The following is a 7,381-nucleotide window of genomic DNA, read 5'->3' as shown; positions in this document are numbered from 1 at the left end:
CGTCTGCCGAGATAGACTTAGCCGTAACCCGAATTTATATCGAGCCGGAACCCCCCTCTTTCGGTCAGCAGTTTGTTCTTTTTGCGTTTATAGAAAACCGTGGTACCCGGACTGCTGATGAATTCACGGTCACCTTTTTTGCGGATTCGGATAATGACTCCGCGTATTCGACAGGTGAGCTGCTACTTCCTCCATTCACGAATTCAGCCGCGCTCGAACCGGGTGATTCAGTTTCTTTCAGCGCGGAGATGACCGATTTTAAATGGAGCAGCGTCAGGGTAGGAGTATTGGCGTCGATAGAAGGGGATGAAAAACCTTCAAACGACAGTTATTTTATCGAAATCTCCCTTGCATTCGGATCAAACATGGTCGTTATCAACGAGATAATGTACGATCCGTTCGTCGAGGGTGAGGCGTTTTCGCCGCAATCGGAGTACATCGAAATTTACAACACAACCGATGAAATCGTTTTTCTCGACGGCTGGTCGGTCTCGGATGCGGACAGCTCCCGCCGATATAAAATAGTTGATAGCGGAACAGCCATACTTCCGGGCGATTACTTTGTTTTCGCCGCAGACTCCAACCATGTCCGGTTCTTTGGGGAGGAGAGTCTTAAAACTTATATTGCCGGTTCAGGATTTCCGCGCTTGAACAATGACGGCGACGAGGTTTTTCTTTTCAGTCCGGCTGATGAAGTGATCGACCGTGTGGCATATTCTCCGAGCCTTGGAGGGAGCAGGGGAGTTTCAGTTGAAAGAATCGACCCGTTTTCCAACTCGAACTCACCGGACAATTGGCTCAGCTCCGTTGAACTGCTCGGAGGCACTCCGGGAAAAGAGAACAGCGTATCAAAGCCGATAGTCACTAACGATCTCCAAATCACGCTTAATCCAAATCCGTTCTCTCCCGACGGGGACGGGTTCGATGATCTTTTGGAGATAGAATACAAACTCCCTTCCCGGTCTGTCACTCTCGATATATACATATTCGATTCAATCGGAAGACGGGTCCGAAGATTGATCTCATCCGCCTCCGCCGGTTCAGAGGGAACTTATACATGGGACGGGCTCGACGGGAGACAGCGTAAACTACCGATAGGAATATACATCATTTACCTTGAAGCTACTTCCCCGCTTGAAGGAAAAGTTTATTCGGGCAAAGCCGTCGCCGTTTTGGCAAGAAAACTCTGACAACAAACAAGATTGTATGTCGTTAATTAACATCTTGCCCTGCTTCAGACATCGGCTTATCTTTAACACCAATTGTTATGACTCCATACCTGAAACAATGAACGGATTTATCTGATGGAGATGGATAAATCCAAACGTCGTGAGATATTCGGATGGGCGATGTACGATTTCGCCAATTCCGCCTTCGCCACCACAATTCTCGCAGCAGTCCTGCCTATATATTTTGCGAGTTTAGTACCCGATGGAGGGGTCATTGTATCTCTGTTCGGGAGAGAAATCCTCTTCCCCGCTACTTCGCTGTGGGCGTACACTGTCTCCTTCAGTTTATTAATTGTCGCATTCTCCTCTCCTATTCTCGGCGCGATAGCCGATTATTCGGGGTCCAAGAAAAAATTCTTGGCAGTTTATTGTTATCTCGGCTGCATATTTACGACGCTTCTATACTTCGTCGAGTCCGGGGATTATCTGCTCGCCATGTTTCTATTTTTAGTGGCAAACATCGGATTCGCCGGCGGAAACGTATTTTATAATGCCTTCCTTCCGACGATCGCTAAGGAAGATGATATCAATTGGGTATCGGGTAAGGGGTTCGCTTTCGGCTACCTCGGCGGTGGTCTTCTCCTCATACTGAATTTACTTTTGATCACGAAGCATGACTTCTTCGGATTGAGCGACAGGGTAATCGGAACCAGAGTTGGTTTTGTTACGGTGGGGGTCTGGTGGGCTGTTATGGCGATTCCAATATTTGTGTTTGTGCGGGAACGCGGTGGCAAGTCTCTCCCGGCGGGGAAGAGTTATCTGTCTATGGGTTTTCAGACCATAATGAGGACGCTCCGGGAAATCAGGAAGTACAAACAGCTGACCCTGTTTTTAATAGCGTTTCTTATTTATAACGACGCCATACAAACTATAGTCGCGATGTCGACGATATTCGGTAAAGTAGAACTTGGCTTGAGCGAAGGCACTCTCATCGGAGCTCTCCTCATGACCCAATTCATCGCACTGCCCGGCTCGCTGGTTTTCGCCAAAATCGCTACACGATTCGGGGCTAAGAATTCGATCATGCTCACTTTATTCGTGTGGTCGGCTATCGTGATTTACGCTTATTTTATCGAGACCGCCCTCGAGTTCTGGGTGCTCGCAGGTACGGCAGGACTCGTGTTAGGAGGCACCCAGGCTATAAGCAGATCGCTTTATGCCTCTTTTATTCCGAAGCAGAACAGCGCCGAGTTTTTCGGCTTTTTTGCGATAAGCAACAAGTTCGCCTCCATATTAGGTCCCCTGACATTTGCCCTTGTGGGGCAGCTCTTCGGGAGCGCCCGCGCAAGTATTAGTTCGCTCATAGTGTTTTTGATTATCGGGATGATAGTGCTTTCCCGGGTTAATCCGGAAGAAGGGGTAAGACAATCCAAAATAGCGATATTGCCGAATGAAGAATAAGATCCGGCAAAACATTTTAAGATTTTTGACGTAAATAACCATAGATTTAAGTCGGTAATCAAGTTAGGATAATAGTGCATCAGTCAAACTCAATAGTTATCGGATACGTCGACAACACCCCTCTTGGGCGGGTGTACCTTGCTCTGTCTGATCGGGGAATTTGCCGGGTGAGCACCGATTCTGAGTCTATCGAAGAATTCGCTGAAAAAGTTGAGGAGATATATCCCGCAATAAATGTGGTCTTCGACAATAACTTGATCTCCGAGGCAAGAGAAAAATTGGAAGAGTATTTTTCTCATCGAAGACAGAAAATCGATATCCCCCTGGATTTAAGTTTTATGACCCTATTTGAACGAAAAGTATTGGATTCCTGTTCTCAAATAGCTTTTGGTGAAACGGTAAGCTATGGTGAACTCGCGCTCCGCGCCGGAAATCCGAAAGCGAGCCGCGCTGTCGGTAACGTCATGAAGAAAAATCCTTTGCCTATAGTCATACCATGCCACAGGGTCATCGCCGCCTCCGGTAAGATAGGCGGATACACGGGAGGATTGCACAAAAAAAGAACCCTTCTCGCTTTAGAAAACATCTATATCTCCTGATGCCGGTATCCGCTAACCGGAAGATTGCCGGTTTTTCAATGCTTTGCCTCATCTGGGGTACCACCTGGCTTACCATCAAAATCGGTCTTGAGGGGGTTCCGCCCTTTTTAGGAGTCGGACTAAGGTTCGTACTTGCCGGAAGTATACTTCTCGTGATTGCTATCGTCAGAAACCGGAAACTGATTTATTCCAAAGAGCTGTTGAGAATTTCTCTGATCATCGGCATTCTGCTGTTTACCTTTTCTTACGGCGCAGTTTACTGGGCCGAACAGTACATATCGAGCGGGCTGGCATCGGTACTCTTTGCGACTATGCCTCTTTTCGTGGCGCTGTTTGCCCGGATCATATTAAAAAATGAATTGCTGAATACGACGAGACTGCTCGGTATGTTTATCGGTATCGGCGGGACCGGACTCATCTTCTCCGAAACTGTGGGAATTTCGAATATGAACGAATTCAGGGGATTGATCGTGACGCTTATGAGCCCTGTTGCGGCAGCTATTGGCATCGTTCTTACCAAAAAACACATTCACAATCATGACCCGTTCTTTTTAAACGGTTGGAGCATGCTGCTCGGAGGGTCGGTGACTCTCTCAATTCATTTCGCATATGGCTCCCCGTACCCGATTGTATGGGATACGGCATCTGTCGGCGCTTTGCTCTACCTCACGCTGGTCGGCTCGGCGCTTGCATTCGGAATTTATTTCTGGATGCTTCAGCACATGGAAGCGACAACAGTCTCTTTTGTAACTCTGATTTCACCGGTCATAGCGGTCATTATAGGAGCGATCGTATTATCGGAAATTCTTACCGGTTTGCAAATTGTCGGCTCAATTTTTGTCCTCTCAGGGGTTCTACTCAGCGAAGTCGTGAGCAAGAAAATAAAGCGAGTTTAGCGCCTATTGCCAGTCTTCTTTTTCGGTTGTGTCAGATAGATTCCCCGGGTAATTATATCAGTAAATTGTCCAACAATAAGTTCTATGGAGGATTTTAGCCGTTTTGTGCTTTATTCGTGTATTGGCAAGATATTACGAAACTTATTCGTCATTTATTCGTATATACAGTATATTATTCGTTAGTTAATGAATAAGGGTGAATAATGGACGCTACAGACTTAAAGATATTAAAGATGATGCAAGAAAATGCGCGTATATCCAACGCCGAGATTTCGCGAAATCTCAATATGGCGCCTTCAGCGGTTCTCGAGAGAATTAGAAAGCTGGAAAGCAAAGACATAATTAAAGGATATGAGGTGAGATTGAATCCCGAATCGCTTGACTACGGTTTGGTCGCTTTCATATTTGTGAGAGAACTTGAGGGGAAAGGATCATGGGATACGGGCAGTCAATTGGCGAAAATCCCCGAGGTATTGGAAGTACACCATGTCGCCGGTGAGGATTGCCTCCTCGTAAAGGTTCGAACTAAGGATACGGCTCACCTCGAGAAATTGCTTACCAAGGATTTTGCAGCTATAAAATCTGTTATCTCCACCCGTACGACTATTGCGCTTTCCACCATCAAAGAATCGATAAGCATACCGTTAACCGGGAAAGAGAATTAAGTGGTCGCGGCGGTGAAAAGAAAATTGGGCATGCCGGGAGTCAAACTCGTCCTGGCTTTCAGTGCCGTTTACGTTATCTGGGGATCGACATACCTTGCGATACGGTTCGCCATCGAGACGATTCCCACTTTCATGATGGCGGGCGCACGTTTTTTGACAGCCGGGTTAATGGTATATGGTTATCTGAGGTTGAGGGGCAGGTCTAAGCCTACTTTTATGGAATGGCGGACGGAAGCGTTAGTGGGGCTTATGTTGCTGGCTATTGCGAACGGCAGTGTCGTTATGGCGGAGCACACCGTTCCCTCCGGGCTTGCCGCGCTGATGGTTGCGACCGTCTCACTCTGGATGGTCTTACTGAATTGGCTCTGGAAAGGAGCATCGAGACCTAAAGCCGGCGTGTTTTCAGGGATATTGATCGGATTCATAGGTTTGGCGATACTTGTAGGACCCGGGAGCCTGTCTGAAGGATTGAACGTAGACCCGTTCGGCGCTTTTTTGCTCCTGCTGGCTTCTTTCACATGGGCGGCGGGTTCGGTTTATTCCAAAGGCGCAAACCATCCTAAATCGCTGATGTTGTCGGCGGCTATGCAGATGATAATGGGCGGTATTTTCTTGCTGATTCTCAGCCTGATAAACGGTGAGTTTACATCATTGGACATAAGCAGCATGTCGTTAAAATCGTTTTGGTCGCTCGGATATTTGATAGTTTTCGGTTCGCTGATCGGATACAGTTCTTACGTATATATCCTGCGCCACTCGACTCCCGACCACGTCTCGACTTACGCATATGTGAATCCTGTCATCGCAGTATTTTTAGGCTGGCTGTTTGCCGATGAAATCGTCGATCTGAGGATAATTGCCGCCGCTTTTTTGATTATTTTTTCTGTTGTCTTAATCACCAAATTTAGAGAGAAGGTGATATCCGGGCAGGAAGAAAGTACGCAAGTGAAACCCGAGCTGCTCGATGTTCTCCCGGACTCAAAATCATAATTCCTGCGCGTTTTCAATTCTGCTGTCAATCCAAAAACCGGGTATATTCGTAACCGACTGGAGGTAATCAGATGATCATGAGAATTTGGAAAAGGAGTCCTCGAACCTCCTCCCTTGAGGGAGCCTTTAGTCCCGCTAACAGCGGGGGTGTCATCCCGATTTATCGGGAGAGGGTGTGATTCTGATGTTCTCTCCAAAATTATCGTAACCGATCTATCACACACCCCGCCTGCCACGCAATCCGTAGGGGACGCAGATCTGCGTCCCCTACCTCAACAACACCATCTTCCTCGTCCGGACGAAATCTCCTGCCTGCCAGACTGAAGTCAGGCGGGCAGCGAAGAGCCGAAGACAGGCGAAGCCAATCTCGCGCAAATACTTGGCAATTATTGTGAACAAGTAGGATGCTCAATAGTATGTCTCCCTCCGGTTGAGATTCTTCATCCGTCAGCCGACGGATTCAGAATGACAGTTTCATGGCGATCAGGGTAAACCCTGACTCGCAGGGTGCTGTCATTACGAGGAGTCCCGTCCCGAAGTTTCGGGATCGGGACGACGAAGTAATCTCGGATTTAATTCGAATACATAAAAGGACAAAAGATGCGGGGAATTTGTTGACAACAGGAACAATATACATTAAGAGTTCTCTGGTTTAATACTTACTTTGCTATCAAGACCGGACAATTTCCGTCTTGAACGACCTTGACCGCTTTTGTAGCTTTAAAAAACTTGCTCAGCTGAGAACTTTTACTCGATCCCATTACCACGATATTATCGTCTCCCGCCTCTTTGATTATAGTTTCGACAATATCTCCTATCAAAACTTTTTTCAGATACGGAATATTAGCTTTTTTTAATACTTTTTCCGCTTTTTTCAGATGTGCTTCCCCCGATTCTATATCGGATTCTTTTTCGACAACCGTGAGTAATGTCGCTTCCGCTTTTAGAAATGCGGCTGTTCGGACTCCGAGCAGAAGCGCTTTTCTCGACAACTCGGTGTCGTCTATAGCAAAGAGAAACTTATAGGTAATGTCTCGAATATTCTTGGTAATAAACAACGAACAATTCACAAAATGGATGAGCCTGTGAGCAAGCCTTCTTTCTTTGCTTGCCCCGATTATCGCCACGTCATAGCCTCCTACGTCCACCTCATCGATAACTTGATCGATGATCTCTCCCTCTCTCAGCCGCAGCCGGATATTCTGGCCATGCTTTCCTATGGCGTGCAACTCATATGCCCCGTTGATGTCAGGCTTAAGAGCGTGTTTTTCAACTATCTCTCCAGCTTCGTTTACCTGAAGCAGATCCATATCGCTTAGTACGAGTTCGGCGTATTCGAGAACTTTAACTCCGGGATGTTCGATTTCCCACTCGGACAATTTCATCCTGCTCATGTTCATGGTACTTGTCATTGCGCTTGCTTGTTTTTTGCCGACATACAATATGGACAGGTCAGCATCAAATGCTGCGGCTACCCTGCCACCTGTGACGATCGTTCCCCTCGACATCTCTCCCCCGCCTATGCACAGTAAAATCTTTATATTAATCTCCCGATTACAAGTTTTCTGCTATGAGAACAGACTCCAGTACGTTGCCGAAAA

Annotated in this window: 7 protein-coding genes; 6 read left to right on the top strand and 1 reads right to left on the bottom strand. The window is 46.9% G+C overall.

Annotated elements, in window-relative coordinates; all coding sequences use genetic code 11:
• The 6 genes from IID12_09155 to yedA form a co-directional block, all read left to right on the top strand.
• Positions 1-1,190, top strand: a 1,190-nt coding sequence (locus IID12_09155; GenBank protein ID MCH8289254.1) for a lamin tail domain-containing protein, incomplete at its 5' end; no start/stop codon positions are given.
• A 120-nt stretch (positions 1,191-1,310) separates the two neighbouring features.
• Positions 1,311-2,630, top strand: coding sequence for an MFS transporter (locus IID12_09150; GenBank protein MCH8289253.1), 1,320 nt, complete (start codon positions 1,311-1,313; stop codon positions 2,628-2,630).
• 167 nt (positions 2,631-2,797) lie between these two features.
• A complete protein-coding gene (locus tag IID12_09145) occupies positions 2,798-3,229 on the top strand; it encodes a methylated-DNA--[protein]-cysteine S-methyltransferase (GenBank protein MCH8289252.1) in 432 nt (143 codons plus the stop codon).
• A complete protein-coding gene (locus tag IID12_09140) occupies positions 3,229-4,125 on the top strand; it encodes an EamA family transporter (GenBank protein MCH8289251.1) in 897 nt (298 codons plus the stop codon). The genes IID12_09145 and IID12_09140 overlap by 1 nt, the downstream gene beginning before the upstream one ends.
• Positions 4,126-4,328: 203 nt before the next feature.
• The gene (locus tag IID12_09135) at positions 4,329-4,790 is read left to right on the top strand and encodes an Lrp/AsnC family transcriptional regulator (protein ID MCH8289250.1); all 462 of its coding nucleotides are present in this window, start codon (positions 4,329-4,331) and stop codon (positions 4,788-4,790) included.
• Positions 4,791-5,780: a drug/metabolite exporter YedA gene (gene yedA, locus IID12_09130; GenBank protein MCH8289249.1), complete on the top strand. Its 990-nt coding sequence runs from the start codon at positions 4,791-4,793 to the stop codon at positions 5,778-5,780.
• A gap of 659 nt (positions 5,781-6,439) precedes the next feature.
• Here yedA and IID12_09125 read toward each other — a convergent pair.
• Positions 6,440-7,288 (bottom strand): universal stress protein, encoded by an 849-nt coding sequence (locus IID12_09125; protein MCH8289248.1) that lies wholly within the window; start codon positions 7,286-7,288, stop codon positions 6,440-6,442.
• Positions 7,289-7,381 lie beyond the last annotated feature (93 nt).

It is taken from the genome of Candidatus Neomarinimicrobiota bacterium (genome assembly GCA_022567655.1).
Classification (GTDB): Bacteria; Fidelibacterota; SORT01; order SORT01; family SORT01; genus JADFGO01.
The sequence above is the reverse complement of the archived record's forward strand: the minus strand, read 5'-3'. Positions and strand labels throughout refer to the sequence as shown.